Origin of the sequence: Ruminococcus sp. RTP21484sp1_RTP21281st1_A8_RTP21281_210402 (genome assembly GCF_040914025.1) — a bacterium.
Taxonomy (GTDB): domain Bacteria; phylum Bacillota; class Clostridia; order Lachnospirales; family Lachnospiraceae; genus Blautia_A; species Blautia_A faecis.
The window spans coordinates 71,304-97,785 of the sequence record NZ_JBCPGE010000003.1; the positions used below are offsets into that span (position 1 = coordinate 71,304).

At 44.3% G+C, this 26,482-nt stretch carries 18 protein-coding genes; 15 read left to right on the top strand and 3 right to left on the bottom strand.

The genetic code is table 11. The features are described from left to right. Nucleotides 1–153: 153 nt before the first annotated feature. From infB to AB5170_RS02195, 8 genes are all read left to right on the top strand, one after another. Nucleotides 154–3,135 (top strand): translation initiation factor IF-2, encoded by a 2,982-nt coding sequence (gene infB / locus AB5170_RS02160; RefSeq protein ID WP_173771826.1) that lies wholly within the window; start codon nt 154–156, stop codon nt 3,133–3,135. Nucleotides 3,136–3,224: 89 nt separating this feature from the next. Then, nucleotides 3,225–3,647, top strand: coding sequence for a 30S ribosome-binding factor RbfA (gene rbfA / locus AB5170_RS02165; RefSeq protein ID WP_118578680.1), 423 nt, complete (start codon nt 3,225–3,227; stop codon nt 3,645–3,647). Nucleotides 3,648–3,664: 17 nt separating this feature from the next. Then, nucleotides 3,665–4,627: a bifunctional oligoribonuclease/PAP phosphatase NrnA gene (locus AB5170_RS02170; RefSeq protein WP_173771824.1), complete on the top strand. Its 963-nt coding sequence runs from the start codon at nt 3,665–3,667 to the stop codon at nt 4,625–4,627. After that, on the top strand, nt 4,627–5,517 hold the full coding sequence (truB, locus tag AB5170_RS02175) for a tRNA pseudouridine(55) synthase TruB (protein ID WP_173771822.1): 891 nt from the start codon (nt 4,627–4,629) through the stop codon (nt 5,515–5,517). The genes AB5170_RS02170 and truB overlap by 1 nt, the downstream gene beginning before the upstream one ends. 72 nt (nt 5,518–5,589) lie before the next feature. Then, a complete protein-coding gene (locus AB5170_RS02180) occupies nt 5,590–6,489 on the top strand; it encodes a bifunctional riboflavin kinase/FAD synthetase (protein ID WP_173771820.1) in 900 nt (299 codons plus the stop codon). 212 nt (nt 6,490–6,701) lie between these two features. Then, on the top strand, nt 6,702–6,968 hold the full coding sequence (gene rpsO, locus AB5170_RS02185) for a 30S ribosomal protein S15 (protein ID WP_148462347.1): 267 nt from the start codon (nt 6,702–6,704) through the stop codon (nt 6,966–6,968). Between the two features lie 358 nt (nt 6,969–7,326). Continuing rightward, nucleotides 7,327–9,423: a polyribonucleotide nucleotidyltransferase gene (locus AB5170_RS02190; RefSeq protein WP_148462345.1), complete on the top strand. Its 2,097-nt coding sequence runs from the start codon at nt 7,327–7,329 to the stop codon at nt 9,421–9,423. Between the two features lie 141 nt (nt 9,424–9,564). Then, nucleotides 9,565–10,077, top strand: coding sequence for a deoxyuridine 5'-triphosphate nucleotidohydrolase (locus AB5170_RS02195; RefSeq protein ID WP_148462341.1), 513 nt, complete (start codon nt 9,565–9,567; stop codon nt 10,075–10,077). A 219-nt stretch (nt 10,078–10,296) separates the two neighbouring features. On the opposite strand, the gene AB5170_RS02200 is transcribed toward AB5170_RS02195, so the two are convergent. Then, entirely contained in the window at nt 10,297–10,692 is a 396-nt protein-coding gene (locus tag AB5170_RS02200; RefSeq protein WP_173771818.1) for a DUF1292 domain-containing protein, read from the bottom strand. Nucleotides 10,693–11,035: 343 nt separating this feature from the next. Here AB5170_RS02200 and AB5170_RS02205 point away from each other — a divergent pair, with 343 nt between their 5' ends. From AB5170_RS02205 to AB5170_RS02230, 6 genes are all read left to right on the top strand, one after another. After that, complete coding sequence (locus AB5170_RS02205; RefSeq protein ID WP_173771815.1) at nt 11,036–11,791, top strand: exodeoxyribonuclease III; 756 nt, start codon at nt 11,036–11,038, stop codon at nt 11,789–11,791. Nucleotides 11,792–11,842: 51 nt separating this feature from the next. Next, a complete protein-coding gene (locus AB5170_RS02210) occupies nt 11,843–13,975 on the top strand; it encodes a Type II secretory pathway, pullulanase PulA and related glycosidase (protein ID WP_173771814.1) in 2,133 nt (710 codons plus the stop codon). Beyond that, a complete protein-coding gene (locus AB5170_RS02215) occupies nt 13,953–14,498 on the top strand; it encodes a DUF5662 family protein (protein WP_173771812.1) in 546 nt (181 codons plus the stop codon). Before AB5170_RS02210 ends, AB5170_RS02215 begins: the two co-directional genes overlap by 23 nt. Nucleotides 14,499–14,652: 154 nt before the next feature. After that, the gene (gene putP, locus AB5170_RS02220; RefSeq protein ID WP_368361398.1) at nt 14,653–16,188 is read left to right on the top strand and encodes a sodium/proline symporter PutP; all 1,536 of its coding nucleotides are present in this window, start codon (nt 14,653–14,655) and stop codon (nt 16,186–16,188) included. A gap of 231 nt (nt 16,189–16,419) precedes the next feature. Then, a complete protein-coding gene (gene glf, locus AB5170_RS02225; RefSeq protein WP_148462337.1) occupies nt 16,420–17,535 on the top strand; it encodes a UDP-galactopyranose mutase in 1,116 nt (371 codons plus the stop codon). 11 nt (nt 17,536–17,546) lie between these two features. Then, on the top strand, nt 17,547–18,140 hold the full coding sequence (locus AB5170_RS02230; protein WP_173718751.1) for a DUF6553 family protein: 594 nt from the start codon (nt 17,547–17,549) through the stop codon (nt 18,138–18,140). Between the two features lie 54 nt (nt 18,141–18,194). Here AB5170_RS02230 and AB5170_RS02235 read toward each other — a convergent pair whose 3' ends face one another. Continuing rightward, entirely contained in the window at nt 18,195–19,706 is a 1,512-nt protein-coding gene (locus tag AB5170_RS02235; protein ID WP_173771810.1) for a hypothetical protein, read from the bottom strand. A gap of 768 nt (nt 19,707–20,474) precedes the next feature. Beyond that, a complete protein-coding gene (locus tag AB5170_RS02240) occupies nt 20,475–20,858 on the bottom strand; it encodes a hypothetical protein (RefSeq protein WP_368361397.1) in 384 nt (127 codons plus the stop codon). Here AB5170_RS02240 and AB5170_RS02245 point away from each other — a divergent pair. After that, nucleotides 20,803–26,482, top strand: a 5,680-nt coding sequence (locus AB5170_RS02245; protein ID WP_368365038.1) for a Cna B-type domain-containing protein, incomplete at its 3' end; no start/stop codon positions are given. The genes AB5170_RS02240 and AB5170_RS02245 overlap by 56 nt on opposite strands.

Consider the following 26,482-nt stretch of genomic DNA (forward strand, 5'->3'; position numbering starts at 1 on the left):
CACTGTTGTCTGAGAAAACGACCTGAACCAAAGAGGAAAAAGCGTTCCAGGGAATGCTTTTAAATGTTCCCGGGAAATGATTTTTGATAATACGAGCTGCGAAAGACTTATGAAAGCGTATCCTGGCTCGTACTGGTGAAGGGAGAATGGCATATGGTGATAAAGTCACATGAGCCTGCCAAAGACAGAAATAAGCAAAACAGAGAGAATAAAAACAGAGTGAAAAAAGTTATAGATACGGGAAAGGAGAAAGGAATAACATTGGAGACTCCTAAGACAGAAGAGCAGAAAGTGTCAGTAAAGAAAGAAGGCGACGGTGCAGAGGCACCGAAGAAGAAAAAAAATATTATCCGCGTATATCATGCACAGAATGCAAGTGACGGCGGGAAGAACAGAAAGAAACCAGTTGGAGAGAGAAAAGCACGTCCACAGGGCACACGTCCTGCAGCACAGGCACAGCCGGCAGCGAAAGCGGAGGCACCTGTAAAGGCAGCACCGAAGACAGAAGCTCCTAAGACAGAAGCACCGAAGCCGGTAAGTGCACCGAAGGCTGAGGCTCCTAAGACAGAAGCACCAAAAGCTGAGGCACCAAAAGCTGAGACAGCACCAAAGAGCGCACCGGTAAGTGCACCGAAGACAGAGCCGGCAAAACCGGTTCAGACTGCACCAAAAGCAGAAGCTCCAAGGACAGAATCCCAGAGACCAGCTGCACAGCAGAACAGAAACGACGGCCAACAGCGTCAGGGAAATGGCCAGGGCAACCGTAATTTCCGTCAAGGCGAAGGCCGCGACAATAATCGCGGGGATAACAATCGTGGTGACAGAAATGGGAACGGAGGCAGATTCGGCCAGGGAAGACCACAGGGCGGCCAGGGCGGATTCCGCGGAAACAGAAATAATGATGGTCAGGGAAGACCTGTAAGACAGGGGGATTCCCAGAACAGAGGACCGCGCCAGGGTGATGGAAACGGACGTGGATTCCGTCAGGGCGGTGACAACAGAGACAATAGAAATGGAAACGGAAATGGCAGCAGATTTGGCCAGGGAAGACCACAGGGCGGTCAGGGACGTTTCGGAGGAAAAGACGGAGATAACCGTAGTGAAGGACGCTTTGGCGGACAGAACCACCAGGGTGGACAGCGCTCCGGCGGTGCAAGAAGAAGCGGCGGATCTGACGCAATCTTTACACCAGAGCTGACCAAGACATCCAAGGACAGCAAGCGTGAGCGTGACAGAGAGAACAAGAATAAAAAGAAAGATTTCGATAAGACATCAGGTGGCGGACACAGACCAAACCAGGGCGGCAGAAACCAGATGTCCAGAATCCCGAAAGCACTTCAGAAACCTGCTCCGCAGCAGAAACAGGAAGAGAAGAAACCGGAGATCAAGGAGATCACAATTCCGGAGAAGCTTACCATCCGCGAGCTTGCAGAAGCGATGAAGATGCAGCCATCTGCAATTGTTAAGAAGCTGTTCATGGAAGGTCAGATGGTAACGGTAAACCACGAGATCGATTTCGAGCAGGCAGAAGAGATTGCTCTTGGATTTGACATTATTGCAGAAAAAGAAGAAAAAGTAGATGTAATTGAGGAGCTTCTGAAAGAGGAAGAGGAAGACGAATCCACAATGGTTTCAAGACCACCGGTAGTCTGTGTAATGGGACACGTTGACCATGGTAAAACTTCTCTTCTGGATGCAATCCGTAAGACAAACGTAACAAGAGGCGAGGCTGGTGGAATCACACAGCATATCGGTGCTTATGTAGTTGATATCAACGGACAGAAGATCACTTTCCTTGATACACCGGGACATGAGGCATTCACTGCCATGCGTATGCGTGGAGCAAACTCCACAGATATCGCTGTTCTTGTAGTTGCAGCTGATGATGGTGTTATGCCACAGACAGTAGAAGCTATCAGCCATGCAAAGGCTGCTGGTGTTGAGATCATCGTTGCCATCAACAAGATCGATAAGCCAAGTGCAAACATTGAACGTGTAAAACAGGAGCTTTCCGAGTATGAGCTGATTCCTGAGGACTGGGGCGGTACAACTCCGTTCGTTCCGGTATCTGCCAAGACAGGAGAGGGCATTGATGATCTTCTTGAAATGATCCTTTTAACCGCAGAGGTTTCTGAGCTGAAGGCAAACCCGAACCGTGCAGCAAGAGGTCTTGTGATCGAGGCTCAGCTGGATAAAGGCAAAGGACCGGTTGCTACGATCCTTGTACAGAAGGGTACTCTTCATGTTGGAGATTTTATCGCAGCCGGAGCATGCAATGGTAAAGTACGTGCCATGATGGATGATAAGGGACGCCGTGTAAAACAGGCTGGTCCGTCTACTCCTGTAGAGATCCTTGGTCTTGGCGATGTTCCGAATGCCGGAGAGGTTCTTATGTCCTTTGAGAATGATAAAGAGGCTAAGAATTTTGCAGCAGCATTTGTTTCCGAGAATAAGAACCGTCTTCTTGAGGAAACTAAGGGTAAACTTTCCCTGGATAATCTGTTTGACCAGATTCAGGCAAGCGACCTTAAGGAGCTCCCGATTATTGTCAAAGCCGATGTGCAGGGTTCTGTAGAGGCTGTAAAACAGAGTCTTGTAAAACTTTCCAATGAGGAGGTTGTTGTAAGAGTGATCCATGGCGGCGTTGGTGCTGTCAATGAGTCTGATGTCAGCCTTGCTGCTACATCAAATGCGATCATCATCGGATTTAACGTTCGTCCTGATACCACAGCGAAACAGCTGGCAGAGCAGGAAGGCGTTGACCTTCGTCTGTACCGTGTTATCTACCAGGCAATTGAGGACGTGGAAGCTGCCATGAAGGGTATGCTGGATCCGGTATTTGAGGAGAAGGTAATCGGTCATGCAGAGGTTCGTCAGCTGTTCAAGGCTTCCGGTATCGGTACTATCGCAGGAAGCTATGTGCTTGACGGTACCTTCCAGAGAGGATGCAAGGTACGCATCACCAGAGACGAGGAGCAGATCTACGAAGGTGAGCTGGCTTCCCTTAAGAGATTTAAAGATGATGTCAAAGAAGTTCGTGCAGGCTATGAGTGTGGTCTTGTATTCCAGGATTTCAATGACGTTAAAGAAGAAGATAAAGTTGAAGCATATATTATGGTTGAGGTGCCGCGCTAGAGCGTAGTAATCGCAGGTGTCAGTTGGGGGCAAGCTCATTGCCCCCAATTTTCGTTGTCAGAGCCTGCGCTCATATAGGAGACCAAAAAATGAGAAAAAACAGCATTAAAAATACAAGGATCAATGCAGAAGTTCAGAAAGAACTGAGCAACATTATCCGCGGTGAGATCAAGGATCCCCGCATCCATCCCATGACATCTGTCATGGCTGTGGAGGTTGCACCGGATCTTAAGACCTGCAAGGCATTTATCAGTGTCCTTGGCAGCGAGGAATCCAAGCAGTCCACAATTAAAGGGCTGAAAAGTGCAGAAGGCTATATCCGCCGTCAGCTTGCGAAGAACCTGAATCTTCGCAACACTCCGGAAATCCGCTTCATTCTGGATGAGTCCATTGAATATGGCGTAAATATGTCCAGACTTATCGATGATGTGATCGAACACGACCATTCGAAGGGCACTGAGAGTGAGGACGGGGAAAAACAGGATACAGCAGAAACTGAAGACGAAGAGTAAAAATCGAGGTGAAGGGAATGGAGAGAATCGAAGAAATTCTGGATGGCGTAAAGACCATGGGAATTGGGGGACATGTTCGCCCAGATGGTGACTGTGTAGGTTCCTGCATGGCACTTTATCTGTATATAAAGAAATGGTATCCTGAAATCAAGGCAGATATCTATCTGGAGAAGCCGAAGCCGGTATTCGGACATATTGCATGCATGGATGAGGTACATTATGAAGCAGGTGAGCCCAGAGAGTATGATCTTTTTGTGACCTGTGATGTAAGCGCCCCTGACCGTCTGGCAGTAGCGGCTGATTATTTCGCTTCTGCGAAAAAGACCGTCTGCATTGACCATCATGTGAGCAATCCGGGATTTGCAGATGTGAACCACGTACATGGTGAGATCAGCTCTGCCAGCGAGGTTCTGTATAAGCTTCTTGACAAAGAAAAAATCGATCTGGATATTGCAACTGCTATTTATACCGGAATGATCCACGATACAGGTGTATTCCAGTATTCCTCCACATCTCCGGACACCATGCGCATTGCCGGTGACCTGATGGAAAAAGGTGTTGATTTTTCCAATATTATTGACGAATCCTTCTATCAGAAGAGCTACATCCAGAATCAGGTCATGGGGCGTGTTCTGGCAGAGAGCATTATGCTTCTGGATGGTAAATGTATCGTTGGCTACATGAAGCTGAGAGACATGGATTTCTATGGTGTAAAGCCGTCAGACCTGGATGGAATCGTAAGCCAGCTCCGTCTTACGAAAGGTGTGGAAGTGGCAATGTTTATTTATGAGCATGAAAGCCAGGTGTTTAAGGTATCACTCCGTTCCAACGGTTCTGTAGATGTAAGCAAGATTGCTTCCTATTTCGGAGGAGGCGGACATGTGAAAGCTGCAGGCTGTGATCTGGCCGGCTCCATGTATGACGTTATCAATAATATTTCAGAACAGATCGAAAAACAGCTTTTAGGACAGGATAAGTAATGGCAGATTTTCAGGGAATTATTGTAATTCACAAGGAAAAGGGCTTTACCTCCCATGATGTGGTAGCCAAGCTTCGGGGAATTCTCCATATGAAAAAGATAGGGCACACAGGTACTCTTGACCCGGATGCTACCGGTGTTTTGCCGGTAGCCCTTGGAAAAGGCACCAAGCTGGTGGATCTTCTTACAGATAAGGAAAAAACGTATGAGGCAGTGCTTCATCTGGGAATCGACACAGATACCCAGGATATGTCCGGAACAGTTCTGGAAGAGCGGCCAGTGAATGTGACTGAGGATGAAGTGCGAAAAGTACTGAAAAGCTTTGTAGGGGAGCAGCTTCAGGTTCCGCCTATGTATTCTGCTCTGAAGGTAAATGGAAAGAAACTTTACGAGTTGGCAAGAGAGGGCAAAACGGTTGAGCGAAAAGCCAGGCCGGTGTGCTTCTACGAGATTGAACCTCTGGAATTTCATCTTCCGCTGGTGAAAATAAGAGTGACCTGCAGTAAAGGAACCTATATCCGCACCTTGTGCCATGATATTGGCGAGAAGCTTGGCTGTGGCGGCTGTATGGAAGAACTGCTCCGGTCAAGGGTGGGCCGGTATTCTCTCTGTGAGAGTCATACACTTGCCCAGGTGGAAGCTGCTGTGGCTGATGGAACCGTCCAGGATATGATCGATCCGGTAGAAGCAGTTCTGGCTGAGTACCCAGCTCTTTATGCGGATTCTTACGGGGACAGGCTTCTGGCAAACGGAAATCCGCTGTCCGACAATCTGGTGAGTCCCCAGCACAAAGAGGGCTGGGTGCGCATGTACGCCAGTGACGGAACTTTTACAGGTATTTTTCAGTGGGATGCAGGGAAGAAGAAATATTATCCGGTGAAAATGTTCTGAATAATAAAGTGACGATTTGGCAGGTGCTGAACAGTCACCAATCAGACATAAACTGGTTTGACAGGAGAGATTATGGAATACCTGAAGATAGAGGGTGAGTTTCCAAAACTTGCCAACTGTGCAGTAACAATGGGAAAATTTGACGGGATCCACCGTGGCCACAGGAAACTGGTTGAGAAGATCAGGGAGCGGAAGACACTTGGAGAACAGGCTGTTCTTTTTGCCATTGATGCTTCCAGCAACATGATCCTTACCAGCCAGGAGCGCGCTTCCCTTCTTGAAAAGCTTGGCGTGGATGTGCTGGTAGAATGCCAGTTAAATGACAGGATCCGGCATATGAAGGCTGAGAATTTTATAAAAGAGATTCTTATGGGAGATCTTGGGGCATCCTACGTAGTAGTGGGAGAGGACAACCGGTTTGGCTTTGAGCGGAAAGGTACGCCCCGGCTTCTTATGGAATTTGGAGAAAAGTATGGCTTTGATGTGGAAATCCTTTCCAAAGAAATGGATGGACACAGGAAGATCAGCAGTACCTATATCAGAGAAGAACTGAAAAAAGGAAATATGGAGAAAGTTACTTCCCTTATGGGAAGGGATTACTTTGTGGAAGGCCAGGTGGTACATGGCAGGGGAATGGGACATAAGGTTCTGCTTCCCACTACCAATCTCGTGCCTCCCAGGACCAAGATCCTGCCGCCAAACGGTGTGTATGTGACAAGCTCTTATTTCGGGGATAAGATATACCACGGAATTACCAACATTGGCTGTAAGCCTACGGTTGGTGAGAGCTTTATAGGGGTGGAAACCTATCTTTTTGACTGTAAGGAAGATCTCTACGGAGAGGAATGCCGGGTGGATTTCAAAAAGTTTTTGAGGCCGGAACGGAAATTTCCCTCTCTTGAGGCGCTGAAGAGCAGACTTCTGGCGGATGCAGAGGATGGCCGGAGATATTTTGAGAAAACTGAGAAATAATATCGGGAAGAAAAACGAAAAAAACAGTTTACAGAATTTGGCGGGTATGCTATACTAGGCAAGGTGTGAGCAGGTTTAGTCCTTGCGTTCACATATCAGACAGCCCATATTCAGGGGTTGGACACTCCGACCGTCTCTTAATATGCGGCGATTACGTCCCCACAGGAATACCTGCATGGGAGACCATTAAGAATAATAAGGAGGAAATCAAGATGATTTCAAAAGAAAAGAAAACAGCAATTATGAAAGAGTATGCAAGATGTGAGGGAGATACTGGTTCACCAGAGGTACAGGTAGCTGTTCTTACTGCAAGAATCCAGGAGCTTACTGAGCATTTACAGAACAACCACAAGGATCATCATTCCAGACGTGGTCTGCTGAAAATGGTAGGTCAGAGACGTGGACTGTTAGCTTACTTAAAGAAAACAGACATCGAAAGATACCGTGCACTGATTGAGAAATTAGGTTTAAGAAAATAATTAGTATGCGGAAGGGGCGGATATCCATCCGCCCTATTTTAAGATGTAAGGAAAGCTATGATTGTTCACAGACAAGCTCCGCACCGGAGCTTTTGTGGATAGTGACAAGTGTCACAATAGAGGCACTATTGTCTGTAAGGGTAACCTGACAGATAAAGATTTCCGAGACTTCTGAAAAGGACATTTGAAATAAACTACTCACAGCAATATCAAATGTGTTTTTCAGTCGTTTCGGACTTCTGTTGTGACAGAGGCAAAGAGAGCTGCAATATACGTTGGTCAGAACTGGTTTTCACAGTTTCTGCAGAAGTGTAGGGTGGCTTCAGATCAATATTTTATATGAAAAAGGAGAGAAGACATGTACAAAAGTTATTCCATGGAATTAGCTGGAAGAACACTTACCGTAGATATCGGACGTGTTGCGAAACAGGCCAATGGCGCAGCACTTATGCATTATGGTGATACCACTGTACTTGCTACAGCAACTGCATCCAAGGAGCCAAGAGAGGGAATCGATTTTTTCCCGTTAAGCGTTGAATATGAAGAGAAAATGTACGCCGTAGGAAAGATTCCGGGCGGTTTCAATAAGAGAGAGGGAAAGGCAAGCGAGCACGCAATCCTTACCTCCCGTGTTATCGACAGACCTATGCGTCCTCTGTTCCCGAAGGATTACAGAAACGATGTAACACTGGTAGACATGGTTATGTCTGTAGATCCGGAGTGCAACCCGGAGATCCCGGCTATGCTTGGTTCTTCCCTTGCTACCTGTATTTCTGATATTCCATTTGATGGCCCATGTGCAACGACACAGATCGGCCTGATCAATGGAGAGTATGTTGTGAACCCTACACTGGCTCAGAAGGATATTTCTGATCTTCAGCTGACAGTAGCTTCCACAAGAGACAAAGTTATCATGATCGAGGCTGGTGCCAACGAGGTTCCGGAGGATCAGATGATCGAGGCTATTTATAAAGCACATGAAGTAAACCAGGAGATCATCAGATTCTTCGATCAGATCATCGCTGAGTGCGGTAAAGAGAAACACAGCTATGAGTCCTGTGCAGTTCCGCAGGAGCTGTTTGACGCTATCAAGGAGATCGTTCCTCCGGAAGAAATGGAAGTTGCCGTATTCTCTGATGACAAACAGACAAGAGAGAACAATATTGCAGAGATCACAGACAAGCTGAAAGAAGCTTTCGCAGAGAAAGAGGAGTGGCTTGCTGTTCTTGGTGAGGCTGTTTACCAGTATCAGAAGAAGACCGTTCGTAAGATGATCCTGAAAGATCACAAACGTCCGGACGGCCGTGCGATCACACAGATCCGTCCTCTGGCTGCAGAGGTTGACATCATCCCGAGAGTACATGGCTCCGCTATGTTCACCCGTGGACAGACTCAGATCTGTACCATCACTACTCTGGCACCTCTTGCAGAGGCACAGAGAATTGACGGACTTGACGAGTTTGAGACAAGCAAGAGATATATGCATCACTACAATTTCCCGTCCTATTCTGTAGGTGAGACCAAGCCATCCAGAGGACCGGGACGCCGTGAGATCGGTCATGGAGCACTTGCTGAGAGAGCACTTGTACCGGTTCTTCCAAGCGTAGAAGAATTCCCATATGCAATCCGTACTGTATCCGAGACTTTTGAGTCAAACGGATCTACCTCCCAGGCAAGTATCTGTGCATCCACCATGTCTCTTGAGGCTGCCGGTGTACCGATTAAGAAGCCAGTTGCAGGTATTTCTTGTGGTCTTGTAACAGGTGACACAGATGATGATTATATCGTTCTTACTGATATCCAGGGACTTGAGGACTTCTTTGGCGACATGGACTTCAAGGTAGCCGGAACTCATGACGGTATCACAGCGATTCAGATGGATATTAAGATCCACGGTCTTACAAGACAGATCGTAGAAGAAGCAATCAGACGTACCAAGGAAGCAAGAGAGTACATCCTTAACGAAGTTATTGAGAAATGTATCCCTGCACCTCGTACAACTGTTGGAAAATATGCTCCGAAGATCATCCAGATCCAGATCGATCCTCAGAAGATCGGTGATGTTGTTGGCCAGAGAGGTAAGACCATCAACACCATCATTGAGCGCACAGGTGTCAAGATCGACATCACAGATGAGGGTGCTGTATCTATCTGCGGCGTAGATGACAAGAACATGCAGGAAGCAAAGCGTATGGTTGAGATCATTGCTTCTGACTTCGAGCAGGGACAGATCCTTACCGGACAGGTTGTAAGCATCAAGGAGTTTGGCGCATTTGTTGAGTTCGCACCTGGCAAAGAGGGAATGGTTCACATTTCCAAGATCTGCAAGGAGAGAATCAACCGTGTAGAGGATGTTCTTACACTTGGGGATAAAGTGACTGTTGTATGCCTTGGAAAAGACAAGATGGGAAGAATGAGCTTCAGCATCAAGGATGTTCCGGCAGAGGCAAAATAAGAATAAAATGCAAGGTCACTGTGTAGGAAAAGCACAGTGACAGCTTGGGGGATGCCGGACAGATGTGCCCGGCATTCTTTATATCCGCTGCAGAGCCGGAGCTTTGGAAAAGGCGTCTGCACGGGACAAACAGGAGGAAACATGAAGAGAATTGCAAAATTTCATAAAGTAAGTAAAGAGCGCTTTGTGGCAGACTGGATGGATGCTTTTGAAGGCGTGTCTGCTGACGAGGCAGAGAAGATTTATGAGGGAATCCGTCTTCCAAGACGGGCTACTGCCGGAAGCGCAGGCTATGATTTCTTTTCCCCAGCTGATTTTACCATCAAGCCAGGCGAGACCATCAAGATTCCGACCGGGATCTGTGTGGAGATGGATCAGGAATGGGTGCTGAAATGCTATCCAAGAAGCGGCCTGGGATTCAAATTCCGTCTGCAGCTGAATAATACGGTGGGGATTATTGACAGCGATTATTTTTATTCTGACAATGAAGGCCATATTTTTGCCAAGCTGACAAATGATACCAATGAGAATAAAGTGGTAGAATTGAAGGCAGATACAGGCTTTATGCAGGGAATCTTCGTTGAGTACGGGATTACCGTAGATGATGATGTGACAGATGTGAGAAATGGCGGGTTTGGAAGTACGACGAAGTAACCCGCTGCGGCGCCCTCGCAGTTCTATGGGAAATACAAAAGCAGGTAAATGTGATGAATTTATCAATCACAGATACCTGCTTTTATTGTGCTTAAGTTTTTTTCAAATTTTGCAGAAAGCCTTTTTCAAACAGGCTCCCGCAGGAAATCTCTTTAAAGACCACCGGGAAGATTACTCTGATGCTCCCGCAGGAAATTTCTTTAAAGACCACCGGAGAGATTACTCTAAAGGCGCTCCGGCAGCTTCTGCTTCCCGTGCATTCTGTAAAACAGTGTCAAATGCGATAGCAGCCTTATTGTACTCTTCGTCGCTTTCAATATTGGAAAGCATGGGAGCACCCTCTGCAGTGCGGGTGAAGGAATACAGATAAACTTCACCGTCATGATTCTGGCCCTCTTCGTCAAGAGGAAGAAGCGCAATATACTCCTTTGCATCTACGGGGAAAATGGTAAGGATGGCGCATTCTACCTCAGTATCATCCTCCATGGTAAGAGTAATAGTGCTGTGCTGGTTTGCGTCAGTGCTGCATCCACCGCATGTGGAACAGTCGGAACCGCCGCAGGATGAGCTGCTTCCACAGCTGCTGCAAGAATTTGTCATATCTGAATCACTCATTAAAAATACCTCACTTTATAAAAAAATTGTATTTATATGTTACCTGTGAAAAAGCATGTCCATGCTGTAAAACAAGGTAACACCGGGACTTCTTTAGCTTCATTTTCACTGGTAACGGTATGCCCGGACAATATTTAGATTGTACCAGAAAAATAGGGTTTTGTGAATAGGGAAATCTGTGTTATAATGAAGAAAATGTTAGAATATATTGAATATTCACAGGCAATATCCTATGAGAGGTTTTTGGCGAATGAAGTTCACTGGAAACTTTGAAAAAATGGGCAAAATCATGTACAGAAGGATTTTTGTGCATCATATAAATTTTTACAGATTGGAGAACAACATGAAGCTTGTATCATGGAACGTAAATGGAATCCGTGCCTGTATCACCAAGGGCTTTGAAGAAAGCTTTGCGAAGCTGGACGCAGACATTTTCTGTCTTCAGGAGACCAAATGTCAGGAGAACCAGGTGAAGCTGGAGCTTCCAGGTTATTATCAATATTGGAATTACGCGAACCGCAAGGGATATTCCGGAACAGCTGTTTTTACGAAAAAAGAACCGTTGTCCGTAACCTACGGACTTGGAATAGAGGAACACGATAAAGAAGGACGTGTGATCACTGCAGAGATGGACAATTTTTATCTGGTTACCGTATATACGCCCAATTCCCAGTCAGAGCTTCGAAGACTGGAATACCGCATGGAATGGGAAAGAGATTTTCTGGCTTATCTTCTGAAGCTTCAGGAGAAAAAGCCTGTGATCTGCTGTGGAGACATGAATGTGGCACATCAGGAAATTGACCTGAAGAATCCTAAGACCAATCGGATGAACGCGGGTTTCACAGATGAAGAGAGAGCCTGCTTTACCAGAACTCTGGAAGCTGGATTTATTGACACATTCCGTTACTTTTATCCGGAGCTTGAGGGTGCCTACTCCTGGTGGTCTTACCGATTTAAGGCAAGAGAGAAGAATGCCGGATGGAGAATTGACTATTTCATCACCTCTCCGTCCTTGAAAGAGAATCTGGAGGATGCGAAGATTCACAGCGAGATAATGGGGTCCGACCATTGTCCTGTAGAGCTGGATCTGAAATTTTAGACCATAGGGAGTCCTGTATGGCAGGATCTGGGGATAAACAGATATCATCGGATGATTTTATTTCATGAGAAAGATTGCATTATGCAGATTCCCTTTGGGAAACGTGCTCTGTGTACAAAAATGGCTACAGACGAGACAGCAGACAAAGACAGGAGGGCTTATAAAGTGCCAATACCGGGAAATAAGAGCGTGGTTGTGACATACGGTTATCCTCTTTTACTTGGGGTAACCCAGATGGCAGATGGATATAATTTTGCAGTGGAAGCGGAAGAGGATTCCGAGGTTTACCTGCTTCTTTACAGGAAGAGGGGAAGAGAGCCCTTTTATGAGCTTCTTCTGGATGAAAAATATCGTACAGGACGGATTTTTTCTGTCTTTATGAAAAAATTAAATGTAACCAATCTGGAATACAATTTTAAGATAAACGGGGAAATCTATCTGGATCCCTGTGCCAGCAGAATCAGCGGAAGAGAGCACTTTGGGGCAGCGTGGGAGGAGGATCCCCACAAGGTGCGATGCGGCTTCTGGTCAGGCAATGGTTATGACTGGGGGGATGAGAAAGCACCGGAAACAGACTTTGGAGATATGATCCTCTATAAAGTACATGTCCGTGGATATACCAGGCAGGCTAAGCTGCCGGCAGGCCTTCGGGGCACTTTTTCCGGTCTGGTACAGATGATCCCATACTGGCAGGAGCTTGGCATTAATACAGTAGAGCTTATGCCGGCCTATGAATTTATGGAGGTGGTTCCGCCAAAGGAGCCAGACGGTCTGGTTTCCCAGAAGGGGAAAAAAGACGAGGTAAATTACTGGGGATATGGAAATGGTCTTTATTTCGCGCCAAAGAGTGCTTATTGCGCTACCCGGGATCCCCACAGGGAATTTTGTGACATGATCAGGGCTTTTCACAAAGCAGGGATTGGCTGTATCATGGAAATGTATTTTCCGGCAGAAGTTAATCCTTTAATGGCACTTCGTGCAGTGCAGTTCTGGAAACAGAATTATCATGTGGACGGCTTTCATATTCTGGGAGAAGGGGCACCTCTTGACCTGATCATGAAGGACGGCCTGCTTGCAGGGACGAAGATCATGGCAGAAGGAATGGATACGGCTGCTCTTTATAAGAACCGCAGACCAGGAAAGCGCTGCTTTGCGGAATATAATCTGGGATTTTTGCAGGATATGCGCAGATTCCTGAAAAGCGATGAGGATATGGTTCCGGCTGTGCAGTATCGCATCCGTCATAACCCGGATGACCATGGAGTGATCAATTATATCACCTGCCAGGACGGTTTTACTTTAAATGACCTTGTTTCCTACAATTATAAGCACAATGAGGCAAATGGGGAAGGCAATAATGACGGCTGCAGCTATAATTATTCCTGGAATTGCGGCATTGAGGGACCAAGCCGGAAGCAGTGGATCCGTCAGATGAGGGAGCGCCAGATGCGTGCTGCTTTTGCCATGCTGCTGTTTTCCCAGGGAGTACCCATGATCTATGGCGGTGATGAGATCGGCAATTCCCAGGAGGGAAATAACAATGCTTACTGTCAGGACAATTCCATTGGCTGGATTGACTGGCGGGGACTGCGGAGAAATGCCAGTATGCTCGCCTTTGTAAAAAAGGCAGTTGCACTTCGGAAGGCTCATCCTGTCCTTCATATGAGTGAGAGCATGAAAGAAGCAGATTACCTTGGCAAGGGATTCCCGGATATGTCTTTTCATGGGGAACGTGCATGGTTCTGCAACATGGAAAATACCAGCCGCATGATCGGCATGATGCTGTGCGGGGCATACGCAAAGCTGCCGGACGGAAGCGAGGATGATTTCCTTTATACAGGCTATAATTTTCACTGGGAAACCAGGAATATTGCGCTTCCCAATCTTCCAGAGGGGATGGAGTGGAAGAAAGTGATGGATACCGGAGATCTGACCTGTGACGGATTTTATGGGGAAAATGGCCAGGTTTATGAAAGAGCCGTGGAGGTGGGACCGCGTACAGTGGTTGTACTTCAGGGTGTGAAGAAACCGGAGCCTGAAAGAAAACATACTGGCAAAGGAAAAAAGAATGAAAAACTGCCAGTCGCAAAAGCGAAGAAAACTGCAGCTACAGACAATACTGTGACAGAAGCTGAGAATAAGGAAAGGAGGTCCGGTGACAATGCATCCATGGCTTCACTTTAAAACGATCACAAAGCATAAGCTGATGGTCATGCACTATTGCTTCCGAATCGGACTTTACAAGCAGGGGCTTCTCCATGACCTTTCCAAATATACTCCATCGGAATTTCTGGTGGGCTGCAAATATTATCAGGGGAACAGAAGTCCAAATAACGCAGAACGTGAGGATACTGGCGTGTCTACCGCCTGGCTTCATCATAAAGGGCGCAATAAGCATCATTATGAGCATTGGGTGGATTATTCCATAAATGATCCGGAGCATGTGATCATGGGGGCGAAAATGCCTCGTAGATATGTGGCAGAGATGGTGATGGACAGGATCAGTGCTTCCAGGACGTATCTTGGGGCCGCATACGACAATCATAAGCCGCTGGAATATTTTCTGAAAAGCAAGCCGAAGCTGTGGTTTGTACATCCCCAGACAAAAAAAGAGCTAGAGGGGCTGCTTCGGATCCTCAATGACAAGGGGGAAGAAAAGGCTTTGTGGTATATTAAACATGTTTATCTGAAAGGGAAAGAGAAGTAGTTTCATATTCTGTGTTTATAAAACGCATACTTTCAAAAAAATATATAATATCACTTGCACTTTCATACTCTTCTGTGGTAAAGTATGAAATATGTTATTTTGCTGTCCGGATGATTTGGGGACGGCAGATTTTATAACAGAGGAGGAGAAAAAATTGAGTGGTACAACAGTGATAATTCTGATTGCTTTTGTGTTTTACCTTGCCATGATGATCGTCATCGGCGCGGTTTACATGAAAAAGACCTCCAGCTCAGAGGATTACTTCCTTGGAGGACGAGGACTGAACGGATGGGTGGCAGCCCTTTCTGCACAGGCTTCTGATATGAGCGGATGGCTTCTGATGGGTCTTCCCGGAGCCATTTATTCTTTTGGATCCGGACAGATCTGGATCGCGGTAGGACTTTTTATCGGAACTGTTCTCAACTGGGTTTGTATTTCCGGAAGACTTCGTAAATACACCATCGCAGCAAACAATTCCATGACCATCCCGGCATTTTTCGAGAACCGCTACCGTGATAAGAAAAAGATCCTGCTTCTGATCTCATCAGTGGTAATCGTAATCTTTTTCCTGGTGTATACAGCTTCTGCGCTGGCAGCAGGCGGTAAGCTGTTCAATACCGTATTTGGACTTGATTATCATATAGCACTTGCCATTGGAGCTGCGGTTATTCTTTGCTATACCTTCATGGGCGGCTTTATGGCGGTCTGTGTAACAGACTTTGTACAGGGAACCCTGATGCTTATCGGACTTCTTGTAGTTCCGCTGGTGGCATATTTCCTGCTTCCAGGCAATCTTACAGACCTGATCTCCCAGAGCGGCGTGACCGGCGGTGCAGGTGCTTATCTGAACCCGTTTATGAATGGAGACAGACCATATACCTTTATAGAGATCTTTTCCCAGCTGGCATGGGGCTTTGGATACTGTGGAATGCCCCACGTACTGGTAAGATTTATGGCAGTTAAGAACGAGAAGGAACTGAAAAAATCCTGGGCGATTGCCATTGTATGGGATCTTCTTTCCCTGACAGCTGCATTTGCAATCGCTGTGATCGGAAGAGCTTATCTGCTTCCTGTTATTCTTGGGGAGAACGGAGCTGCTTCTTCTGAGAGCGTATTTATTGAGATGATCCGCAAGGTGTTTACCTCAGAGCTTGCGCTTCCCTTTATCGGTGGACTGTTCCTCTGCGGAATCCTTGCAGCGATCATGTCCACAGCGGATTCCCAGCTTCTGGTAACGGCTTCTGCAGTGTCTGAGGATCTGTATCAGAGCTTTATCAAGAAGGATGCTGATACAGAGGAAATTCTGAAAGTAAGCCGCATCACGGTTATTGTGATTGCAGTGATCGCATTTGTCATTGCATGGAATCCGGACAGCAGTATTATGGGACTGGTTTCCAATGCATGGGCAGGACTTGGTTCCGCATTTGGACCGATCGTGGTAATGTCCCTGTTCTGGAGAAGAACCAATCTTCCAGGTGCCATTGCAGGTATGGTGACTGGCGGACTTACCGTTATTATCTGGGACTATATTCCGTTAGTCGGAGGACAGACACTGGGAACCTATACAGGACTTTATTCCCTGGCAGTTGGTTTCCTGCTCAGTCTGGTGATGATCGTGATCGTCAGCCTTGTGACTAAGGCTCCGTCCAAAGAAATCACAGATGAGTTTGACAGAGTTGCTGCGAAATAATGCAGTTGCATGATCGTTGTGCATCGTGATGCGTGTTATAGGTTGCGATGCGACCATTAAGAAAGTTTTATAAAAAAGGTAGTCCTTATATGGAAAGGGCTACCTTTTTTTCTGAAAATTTGTTATAATAATAACATCTTTATCCGGGAATGAAAGACATTGTATATCAGTGTCTGGCAGAAAACGGACGTAATAAATCTGCATTCCCATAACAGAAAGGGGCAACACAAGATGAAAAAATATGATTATTTAATTGTAGGAGCCGGACTTTTTGGAGCTGTATTTGCTCACGAAGCTACTAAGAAGGGCAAGACCTGCCTGGTGATCGACAAGCGTGATCATATCGGCGGTAATATTTACACAGAGGAAGTAGAAGGCATCCAGGTCCACAAGTATGGCGCACATATTTTCCATACTTCTAAGAAGGAAATCTGGGACTATGTGAATCAGTTTACAGAGTTTAACCACTTTGTAAATTCACCTATTGCTGTGTATAAGGATGAATTGTATAATCTTCCGTTTAATATGAATACATTCCACCAGCTCTGGGGAGTTCGGACTCCGGCAGAGGCGAAGGCGAAGATTCAGGAGCAGATCAGCCGCATGCACATCACACACCCGAAGAACCTGGAAGAGCAGGCACTGGCGCTGGTGGGACAGGATGTGTATGAGAAGCTGGTAGAGGGCTATACCCGCAAGCAGTGGGGAAGAGAGTGTAAGGACCTTCCGTCCTTTATTATCAAGAGACTTCCTCTTCGTTATACCTATGATAATAACTATTTTAAGGATCCCTATCAGGGTATTCCGAAGGGCGGCTATACCCGTATTATCAAGAAGCTTCTGGAGGGTGTCCAGGTTTGCCTGAAGACGGATTTCTTTGCAAATAGAGAAGAGCTCACTGCACAGGCAGATAAGATCCTTTTTACCGGTATGATCGATGAATTTTATGATTACTGCTATGGTGAGCTGGAGTACCGTTCCCTGCGTTTTGAGACAGAAGTGCTTGATATGGGGAACTATCAGGGAAATGCGGTTGTGAACTATACCGATTATGAGGTGCCCTATACCCGTATTATTGAGCATAAGCACTTCGAGTTTGGGACACAGCCGAAGACAGTTATCACAAGAGAATATCCGGCAGCATGGGAGAAGGGAAAAGAGCCATATTATCCCATTAATGATCCGAAGAATGACGAGCTCTTTGACAAGTATGAGCGTCGTGCATTAGAAGAGAAGAATGTACTCTTCGGCGGACGACTGGGCATGTACCGCTATATGGATATGGATAAAGTAATCGAGGAAGCTCTTAATATGGCTGAGACCGAGCTGACCTACGAAGAAGTATAAAGGAGAATATTATGGATACCCCGACTATTACACAATACTACAGAGAATCGGACCCGGCCAGACGTCTGGCACTTTTGAATATGTCAATTGAGGCAGGAGAGGAGCCGGAGCTGAATCAGATCCGCAAGGAGCTTTGGGACATCCGTTATCAGGATCCGTCTGAGCTTGGCGGTGATACCCGGGCTGACGGTTTGATCGCACTGTGGATGCTGATGGAGTTTAATAAAGACAGCGGCAAGCGCTTTATGGGAGTCCGTGGCGGACGTAAGGAGATCATGAAACAGCTGAATAAAATGAAATTCCAGGAAATCTGCGCCAAGGGAAAGGATTATGAAGAGCTTCTTTACAGGGAGTGCTGCCATATGGTGAAGACGTATATGGAGCTTAGTGAGTCTGATAAGGCTTATAACAGCACGCTGTTTGGAATTATGAAAATGAGCAGTGAGCGTGCCAAGGACAAGCTGAAAGCGGATATTTATGATACTGCCGTGGTGCTTCCGCAGACATTGAAGATGGAAGAAGAGCTTGGAATCGTCACCCGCGCCGCCCGGGAAATGTACGAACTGCATTTTCCAGGAGAGGGAAGCCTGGGAGCAGACAGATAACATGCCAGGCGAAAAAGCCTGACATGTATAAAAAGATATAAAAATATAAAGTCCTTAGTACCGCAGCAGTCTCCGAATCTGGAGCTGGCTGCGGTATTTATTATGCAGCTCCAGCTTCAGCGCCTTCTCACATGCATCCAGAATCACATCATAATAGGTAAACTGATAAATATTACCTGCAATCTGCACACAATTATACCGCTGCAAAGAAGTCCCGATTTGTTCCATGGAAAACTGGAAATCAAGCTTCGCCTGCAGCATACGCATTAAAGTAAAGGACACAAACCCAATCACAAAATGGGCATTGATCTTATCCGGTGTCCAGATGAAGGTAGCAGAGGAGTCATACTGGCTTTTGGAATCAAGGAAAATTTTCTCCATATGACGAAGTCCGCTGAAAAGACGATAAGGGGCAAGATTATCCACCTCCAGATTATCAGTAGCAATGGCAGTATATCCGTCCAGCTTCAATCCGGTACGCCTTCCGGAAGACTCCCTGGCAAGGCGCTGCTGTCTGGCCTGAAGCTCATGGTAGTATACAAATTGTTTTTCCCTATCCTCAAAAATCCGCTCTTTATAAAGAAGAGGGATAGTCTGATGCTTTTCATTCAGAATTTTCATTTCCTGATAACCATCCTTCAGTACCCAATCCTTAAATTCTGCATTCGCAGTATGTACAGGCAGACCATAAATATATCCGTCTGCCGGAACTCCATTGCAAATAAAAGGCTCCTCCTCCGGACGTGCAGGTGCAGTATTATAAAAACGGGTTCTGGGATTCTCTCTCTTTAATTGCTTTACGGCATTAAAAACAGACTGGTTCAACACAGTACCACTGGTAGACAGGTCATATGCAATGGGAATTCCATTTCTGTCCGTGAGAAGATCCAGGTGAAGGGTGGAATCTGTACGTTTGGCATTGGGCTGCGTGTCAGAGGGCATGCTTCCCGGAATGGAAAAATTATAGCTGGTGTGATCCAAAAAAGCAGAAGTAGTATCTCTGGAAAGGATGCTGCCGGAATGCTCATAAATCCACTTCTGCAGATCTTTTTGCAGTTTCACAATAACATGAAAGGCAGAATCCAGGTCTTTGTCTGAGATGCTTCCGGATTCTTCGAAGTAGATTCCTTTTTCAATAGCTTCATTCCAGGTGCAATTTGGGTAAAGCGCACGGGAAATGACCATATATCGGAAAAGCTCTTCTATATTATAGGGGAGAGATAGATTCCAGGTCCTGGTACGCCAGAAAATGTCCAGCTGAAGCTCCTTATAAAGGTATTTCAGAATGCCGTAGCCTACATTTTTCAGAGAGTGTTCTCCCGGTGAGAGAGCAGTAGTAAGGTCAACATATACCACAGAGTTCTTTTTAGCTTCTCGTTCCTGGTTCATATCAGCGACAACCTTCTCGAAATGGCTGATGGGATCCGGGTAATCCTTCTTTAAATCTTCCAGATATCCCAACCCCATAATGGTCTTCTGACGAGTGGCTTTCTTCTCTTTATCATAGTAGGATTCGGTGATGGCAAGGTAAGTTCCCTTTGCCTTAGGGGTCTTTTTGAGAAACATAGGGAGTCCTCCTGTATGCTTTATCATTTGAAAATGAAGATGGTGCGTATTTCTTGTTTGCCAATTGTATAAGTGCATTGGTTTTCTGGCATTTATTATACCACACGAAAGAGTGTACATCAAGATACACCATGAAAAAATACGAAAATTGGAGCGAATATAGTTTAGAAAACAGGGCGTGAAATTGTGCAATATGCTGAAATTCAAACAGAGAAAATGGAGTAAACATGTAGCTTTTTTGTCCTGTGAAAGCAGAGAAAATAAGAAATTGTGTGTTTTTTTCAATGAAAAGTCGAAAATGGAGACAGTACACTAAAATACACACTATAAAAATACGAAAATGAAGACCGATTCATGCCAGGTTCCTTAGTGAAACAGCAGAAAACAGGGATTTTTCAGGTGATCATAAATTATTGCTCCTTCAAAATCAGTGTGATATGATGATAAAAATGGGTTTTGGGCTACTTCTGCCTGCGAAACCACACCGAAAAAAAGGAAAACCCGATCTTAAAAAGGAGGTTGTAACATGAAAAAGAATTCAAGGCTGAAATCGTTTTTTGCCATACTTCTGGCGGTATCTATGATATTCCAGCAGTCCAGTCTGACTGTTCTGGCAACAGACGATACCTACGTTGAGGACGCGACGGCAACACCGACTCCGTCTGAAAGCGAAGCAGAAGCATACGCAACAGAGGAGGGAGCGGAACCGGTTGCTGAGAAACAGGAAGAATCTCAGCAAGTGCAGGAAACTCCTGCTGCGGAACAAGCTCAGGAGCCAACGGAAGCACCTGCTGAGCAGCCAACAGAAGCGCCAGCAGAGCAGCCGACGGAAGCACCTGCCGAGCAGCCGACAGAAGCGCCAGCAGAGCAGCCAACAGAGGCGCCTGCAGCAGCTCCGACAGAAACACCTGCAACAGAGCCCACAGCGGCACCTGCAGCAGAAGTGACGGAAGCTCCTGCAGCACCGGAAGCTACAGCAACACCAGCTGCCGAGGCAACTGCAACTCCGACACCAGAAGTCAGCGCGTCCCCAAGTGAGACACCGACTCCGACAGAAGCACCGAAGACTTCTTTCAGATATGAAGACAGTCGTGTAGTGATTACAGCAACAGCTCCGGAAGATGCAAACCTTCCACAGGATGCAGAAATCAAAGCGGACTACATCGCACCTGGCACCGACCGCTACAATGCAGCAGTAGCAGCATTCAACAGCCAGCTGAGCAGCCAGTTGGGACTGGACGCTGAGAATACGGAAGCTGAGTACGTACTTTACGATGTATATTTCCTGACCGCCGATGGAAGCAGAATTGAACCTGAAAACGGAAATGTAAAAGTAGATATGAGCTTCAAACAGATTCAGGAAAGCACCGTTGATGGCGACGTCGTAAATAAAGATGTTGTCCACTTGGACAATGATGGACAGGCCGAAGTTGTAACCGAATACGTAAACACAAACGCAGACGGCGAGATCACCTCTATGGGTTTTACGCAGGATAGTTTTTCAATTGTGGGTGGCGTGACGACTACAATTACGCGCGCTTCAAATCCAAATGTAATTACTAGTGTTGCTTTGTCTTTTAAGGAAAATGGGGAAAGTGGTAGTGCATCTATTGACAGTATAAAATCTGGTAAAGAAGGATACTTGTTTGCATCCATTGGAATGGCTAATAACAATGATCATATTGTTACTTCTGACGTAGAAATTAATCTTGGAAAGACGAATGCAAAATTTCCAGATTTTGTAAATAACATATATGTTGCAAATGGTATAACATACACTTTGAGCACTGATGCGGATGGCAATCAAAAAATCAAAGTTGAAGGATTGACTGAAAATGGATCTACTCAGTTGATAAAAATGAGAGTGAAATTTCCAGAAGGCGTAAGCAGTAGTAAAGATGATATTAATGCTAGTTTTACAGTAGATGGAGAAAACAAAGCGAATGCCTCATTGAAATGTGAAGCAGAGCCGAAATGGCATCATAAAAAAACAGCAGATAATGTATCTATTGGAACTACTGGCACTACAACAAGTTTTGTAATGAAAGATGATCTCAAGTTTACTCTGCATGAATATCACGATGAGATTAAAGAGGGAAATCTTTGGCTGAAAGGTTTTAGCATTACAGATACAATGCGTTTTCCTGAAGGAATGTATATTGATGCGGCTGATGCAGATGCCGCTATTTCCTTTGAGAATATGGATGGATACATGAAAAATTCAATCTATGATGAAAATGATTCGAATAAGGTTGTGGGATATACTATTACATATACAAAAAGTTCTAGTTCTGAGGATCCAAAAAAACAGCTTGATGACTGGACTGGAAAAGTAATAGTAAGCAAAGATAAAATTAAGTTTGCAGAAAATTATGTAGATGGAGAAGTGAACAACGAGTTAGAAACAACAGTTTCACCTATTGATAATTCTGCAGATATTAAGCTTGCTGATAAAGCGGAAGCAACTGTTCTCGTTAAGAAACCTGGTGAGATTGATTTTCGGGATGACTATGGCAATAATAAATCAATTTTGCATGTTGAAACAGCTAAGACAGGGCACTGGAATGATTATAATCAAAATAATAGCTATGTACTTTATGGCGATTATATTTTATATCAGGTAAAAGCAACAAATAACGGAGACGTTGATACAGATATCGTTATTGAAGATGATCTTACTAAGGTTAGTCCTGCCAGAAGTCTTGCGTTTATTACTGAAGATGAGCTTAATACATTGTCGACTAATGGTCAGTGGAATGTAGGTGGAAATGCATTTACTCCATCTAAGAGAATTTGGACAAAAGCAGATTCCCCAATAAAAGCAACAGCAGAAATAGCTGGAGATAAGGCAACCTGGAAATTTGAAAGTGTACCATCTGGAAAAGAAGTTTTGGGCTATGTACTCATGAAAGTTGTTCAAAACGAAACCCAGGAAATTACAAACCAGATTACAATCAATAATGATAAAGCAACTAAAACCAATACCGTAAAGCAGAAAAAAGATGAAGAAAAAATGGAAGTAACCAAAACTGCTTCCGCCGAACCAATTGTAGATGGAAAAGAAGAGTATACCATCACAATTAAAAATACAGGAACTGCAGCGGCTAGTGGCTGGAAGTTCTCAGATGTGCTTCCTGCTGGAATGGAACTGGACGGTACGGTTGCAAAGGTAACTATTGAGGGTGGCAGCTTTACTAGCGAGGTCACTTATGATTCAGTTACTGGTGAAATTGCAGGCACTTTGGCGGATATACAACCTGGCGGAAGTGTTACCATCAAAGTTCCAGTTAAGCTGAAAAGTAATTCAACAGAAGAGAGTTTCAAAAATGTTGCACAGGTGATTAAAGGGGAGCATGTTGTAAAGGGTGAAGTAACCGTACATAAGAATTCCCGCAATTTTGATATTACCAAAACAGCTGACAGAACTTTGGCTGATTCCGAAGATCTTGTAAAATATACAATTACAGTAAAAAATACTGGAATTAGTTCATCTGTATTAACAGAAAATGAGCCATTGGCATTTTGGGATATTCCAAATGGAATTACCATTGAAGAAAATAAACAGAGTGATAAATTCGTGGAAAATAAACCTAACGATGTCACTATTGAAAGAGTTTATGAAAAAGACGAAAACGGGAAAATTACAAAAGTTATATTTAAGGCCGTTGGAACTTTTAATGCTGGTGAATCTGCATCCGTTAATGTTTGGGCGACGATGCCGAAAGTAGAGACTGGCTTTGTTAAAGTTAAAAATACAGCAGAAATCGATGAAAATCATAAATCAGATTCTGAGGTTGTAGTAGAACCAAGTCAAGGGGACATTACGGAAACAAAAGTAGTATATGATAAAGATGGAAATCCTTTGCCTAATCCAGGAATTGTTTCAAGAGGGGATGTTCTTACTTATAAAATTACCATTACCAATACTGGAGAGAGTAATATCACAGAAGTATATGGAAAAGACACTCTGGTAAATAAGGATAATAGCAGTGATACAACGCATCAAGTAGATGATGCAAATAATAATTATCAATTAATTTTAACAGTGGAAGAAGCCGAAGGTGTAAAAGGAATTAATAAAGGCGATGAATTGGTTATAAATAAGTGGGATGTAAAAGATTTTAGTTTCCTGATTACATCTAATAAAAATTCGCAAAAGAATGCGGATGTGATTAAAAAAATAGATGGCTTCTGCATTGAACCGAAGGGAAAACTGGTTTTGTCTTACAAATTGAAACTGAAAGATAATTTTAAAGATTCGTATAATCAGGTTTCAATTAATGGACGTGAGCCTGTGACTTCTGTGGAATATGGGAGCGCAGATGGAAAACTGGATGTGTTTAAATATGCAGGCGGAAGTCTGGGCGAGGGAAATTCTTTTGAACCAGATAATTTGAATAAGTCTATTTCTTTAAATCCAGATGATTATAGCAGTGTAGAGGATTTGCAGAATAAACTTATAATACCTTATGCTGTAGTTGTAAAAAATCTTTCAGAAAAAAGTGGAAGCCAAGTTTCGGATGATTTTGTAGTTACAGATACTTTGCCAGAAGGACTGGAATGGACGAAATATGATGAGACAAAAGATGTTCTTGTGAAAGTTGGAACAGATAAAAACAAATACACCTGGGAATCAGAAAACAGCTGGGGAAAAGTTTCGGTAAGTGTTTCTGGAAATACTATAACAACTAAGTTTTCGAAAGCAGTTCAGGGAAATAACGATGAAAAAATTAGTTTAATAATCTTTTATAAGGCGAGACTGACAAGAGAAAAAGCCGAAGAAATATATAAGAAACTGAAGGATTCTAAAGATTCCCTTGTCCTTGAAACTTTCAAAAATACAGCTACTTTAAAGGCAACGAAACCATTTATTAATTCAGAAGGAAAAGTAGGAACAGAAACAAGTGACAGTGATAACTTCACAATAGAAGAAGATACTACACATATTTCTTTCGAAAAGGCTGCTGAAGGATGTTATGCAGGAGGAGAAGATTATAATGGTCAGTTGACCACTATTGGTGGAACTGCTGGAAGTAAGATTGTATGGAAACTTGTAATTAATAATGATACGTATGGAAACGGAGGTGCGGCACTCACTAATTATTCTATTCTGGATACGTTACCTAGCGGATATCAGTATCAGAAATCTAAAAATGGTGAATATAAAAATACTATGATAGTCTATAGTAAAAGTGATGGAACATTACGTCGTGAAATTCCATTTGTTGAACCAACTATAGACACTGAAGTGGGAACAATTGCTTGGAATTTTGACACGGCAAAGAATAGCGAGTTTAAGCTGGAGCCTGGCGAATATCTTGAAATTAAATATGCCACCAGTATAAGATCCACCGATGATTCTAAGGATGGTATCTATACAAACCATGCTAAATTGACTGTTCATGGATATACAGAGCCAGGAACTGTTCCAGGTGAGGATGATTTTGATAAGGAATATGAGGATTCCGCATCTTATACACTTTCCAGTGTAGCAACATCTTCTGTAAAGACTATTGCATATAATAGACATGCAAATCATAAGAAGGATCCGAAGGATGATACCGGAAGTGGTGACCGTCCAATGCCAGAAAACTATGTGGAAGGCATGCAGGGAGAAGATGTAACATATACCTTGAATGTAAAGAATGAAGCAACTACTACAACAATTGCAAATATGGTTGTAATCGATCGCCTTCCATATGTAGGAGATATTGGTGTAATTGCTGGTTATGGAAGAGGAAGTGCTTTTGAAGTATCTTACAATGGAGGTCTTGTAGTAAGTGCAGATGGCTCAACTATTAAGGGTGTTACGGTACAATTCTCAAGTGATGCGTCAACAACAATTGGAGATGGTGCTGGAGAATGGTCTACTGAAAAGGATAACGATACAGTAGAATGGCATAATGAATATCAGGCTGGAGATCGACTGATTCGCTTCCAGTTCCCAGCAGATTTCAAACTTCCAGCAGGAAAGACTGTTACAATCCAGTTTAATGGTAAAGTTCCGGAATATGTAGAAAATACTGGGGAAAGTAATATTGCATGGAATAGTTTTGCTTATAGTTATACAGATGAAGGAAAAACCTCTGGTATTTTGATCGCAGAGCCAGCAAAGGTTGGTGTATGGGTTAAAACACCAGAATCTGGAAAAATTACAGTTAATAAAACCTTTAAATCTGAGAATACAGAAAGAACATTTTATTTCGCAGTATTTACAAGGAATGAGAATAATAAGTTTGTTCGTTATTCACCAGTCAAGAGTTTGACTTTGACAGGTACTACAACTGGAACAACTGAATCAGTCGTATTTAACAATCTTCCGCTTGGTGAAGAAAATGAAACTATATATTATGTATTCGAAACCGATGCACAGGGTAATATTCTTACATTAGATAAGGATGGCAAGGCGAATGTTAATGGTATCAACTATACTGTAACTTATCAGAAAACGGATGTTGTTTTGTCAGAAGGTAAGAAAGAACAGGCAGTTTCTATTACTAATGAGGAAGAAAAAAGAACAATAGAAATCAGCGGAACCAAGACCTGGGATGACAACAGCAACCAGGACGGTCTGAGACCTGAGAAAGTGGAACTGAAGCTTTACCGGAAAGTCGGCACTGGAGATGAAGAACTGGTACAGGGAGTGAAAGCAACCTGGACAAATACCAACAGTGACACCTGGAACTACAGCTTCGAAAACCTTCCGGAGTATGAGAATCAGCAGAAGATCACATACCGTGTGGAGGAGACTCCGGTAAAAGACTATGAGACTTCCT

Coding starts and splice junctions, on each gene's coding strand:
- AB5170_RS02190 (WP_148462345.1), top strand. CDS start 7,327: ATGTACAAAAGTTATTCCATGGAATTAGCTGGAAGAACACTTACCGTA.
- rbfA (WP_118578680.1), top strand. CDS start 3,225: ATGAGAAAAAACAGCATTAAAAATACAAGGATCAATGCAGAAGTTCAG.
- AB5170_RS02200 (WP_173771818.1), bottom strand. CDS start 10,692: ATGAGTGATTCAGATATGACAAATTCTTGCAGCAGCTGTGGAAGCAGC.
- AB5170_RS02180 (WP_173771820.1), top strand. CDS start 5,590: ATGGAATACCTGAAGATAGAGGGTGAGTTTCCAAAACTTGCCAACTGT.
- infB (WP_173771826.1), top strand. CDS start 154: ATGGTGATAAAGTCACATGAGCCTGCCAAAGACAGAAATAAGCAAAAC.
- glf (WP_148462337.1), top strand. CDS start 16,420: ATGAAAAAATATGATTATTTAATTGTAGGAGCCGGACTTTTTGGAGCT.
- AB5170_RS02230 (WP_173718751.1), top strand. CDS start 17,547: ATGGATACCCCGACTATTACACAATACTACAGAGAATCGGACCCGGCC.
- AB5170_RS02210 (WP_173771814.1), top strand. CDS start 11,843: ATGATTTTATTTCATGAGAAAGATTGCATTATGCAGATTCCCTTTGGG.
- rpsO (WP_148462347.1), top strand. CDS start 6,702: ATGATTTCAAAAGAAAAGAAAACAGCAATTATGAAAGAGTATGCAAGA.
- AB5170_RS02195 (WP_148462341.1), top strand. CDS start 9,565: ATGAAGAGAATTGCAAAATTTCATAAAGTAAGTAAAGAGCGCTTTGTG.
- AB5170_RS02205 (WP_173771815.1), top strand. CDS start 11,036: ATGAAGCTTGTATCATGGAACGTAAATGGAATCCGTGCCTGTATCACC.
- AB5170_RS02235 (WP_173771810.1), bottom strand. CDS start 19,706: ATGTTTCTCAAAAAGACCCCTAAGGCAAAGGGAACTTACCTTGCCATC.
- AB5170_RS02215 (WP_173771812.1), top strand. CDS start 13,953: ATGCATCCATGGCTTCACTTTAAAACGATCACAAAGCATAAGCTGATG.
- AB5170_RS02170 (WP_173771824.1), top strand. CDS start 3,665: ATGGAGAGAATCGAAGAAATTCTGGATGGCGTAAAGACCATGGGAATT.
- truB (WP_173771822.1), top strand. CDS start 4,627: ATGGCAGATTTTCAGGGAATTATTGTAATTCACAAGGAAAAGGGCTTT.